Consider the following 1,357-nt stretch of genomic DNA (forward strand, 5'->3'; position numbering starts at 1 on the left):
TGGTGGAACGGGCATCTTGGTGGAACGGGCATCTTGGTGGAACGGGCATCTTGGTGGAACGGGCATCTTGGTGGAACGGGCATCTTGGTGGAACGGGCATCTTGGTGGAACGGGCATCTTGCCCGTTTCATTCCCAGTCGGGCTGTCCCAACACTGGCGACCGGGAAAATGAGGGCGAGCCCGTCTTATCACGCACCCTATACAACATTTACAAAAGTGAGATACACCCGTTCTCAATCGGGTACTGCTATACCCATTAACCATTACCAAAAACCTGGTACTATTTGAGAACTTATTAATGAGTAATGATTAACCGGACTTGCTCTAAACCATTCTTGAGGTTTGTGATATGCGCAACAGTAATCAGGCAAATCCTATTGTAATCGGCAGTTTAGTCGTTATTTTGATCAATCTAGTAATAGGTATTATTTGTTTAAGTATTTATCTACACTTTTCTACAGGTTATGATGGTCTGTTTTATTTTATTATATTGTCTATGATTGGTATCGCTCAGTTAGTCTATGTTATCCCAGTCTTAGTTGTGCTAAGATTGCTAGGACGATGGGAATTGATGAAAGGAGTGATTATTGGTGGTTTGATTACAGGTTTGTTGAATCTTGGCGGTTGCTTTTTAATGCAAGCTTGACCTTAAAGGTATAGGTAGCAAGAGTTATTGAAAAATAGCTCTTAATTTGGCTTTGCTTAATAATGGAATGATTTTAATAGTTTTGTGGAATGGGCATCTTGCCCGTTCGGGGATGTTTTCGGGCGGGCAGGATGCCCACTCTACTCCTATTGATTCTAAGATTCAGCAATGGCCTTAATCTAACTAACTAATTAAACTGTTGCGTCAAGGCTATCTTGAGACTCCTCTAATTTATCGTCGAGGTTCTCACTACCAGTAAACACTTTAGTAGTCACTAGAACATTAGGCTCAACTTGGAGCCACACCGAATCACTCATAGACTCAGCTTGTAATGGTCGATAAACCAGTCGGCAGGCTCCTGCTATTTCTACCTCATGACAGTAATGAGTCCGCTCACCCCGTTTAACAGTAAACACTGGCAAAGATGTCTGGTTCTTGTGATTGCTCTTTAACGCTTCCTCATTAACGTGGATATAGGTAGCTCCGACATGCTTCTCCTGATTCCATGTACCTTTTGGTCCCCTACGACCTTCGGTGACCACTGGCACACCATCATATAATGGAATCTGCCAAAACCGACCAACTTTTTTGGCTCCTTTGATGCGATCTTTACTTAATAGCATCCGCAGTCGTTGAGATGATATACCCAGCAGAGATGCAGCTTGTGTTGTACCGACAATCATAATTAAAATACTATTGCGGAATAGTATT

Annotated in this window: 2 protein-coding genes; one reads left to right on the forward strand and one right to left on the reverse strand. The window is 42.5% G+C overall.

Going from position 1 to position 1,357, the window contains the following annotated elements; translation table 11 throughout:
• Positions 1-349: 349 nt before the first annotated feature.
• Entirely contained in the window at positions 350-646 is a 297-nt protein-coding gene (locus F6K37_RS42595) for a hypothetical protein (RefSeq protein WP_008184993.1), read from the forward strand.
• 191 nt (positions 647-837) lie between these two features.
• On the opposite strand, the gene F6K37_RS42600 is transcribed toward F6K37_RS42595, so the two are convergent.
• The coding region (locus tag F6K37_RS42600) for a hypothetical protein (protein ID WP_353839150.1) at positions 838-1,357 on the reverse strand (520 nt) is incomplete at its 5' end.

Origin of the sequence: Moorena sp. SIO4E2 (assembly GCF_010671945.1) — a bacterium.
In the GTDB taxonomy this organism is placed as follows: domain Bacteria; phylum Cyanobacteriota; class Cyanobacteriia; order Cyanobacteriales; family Coleofasciculaceae; genus Moorena; species Moorena producens.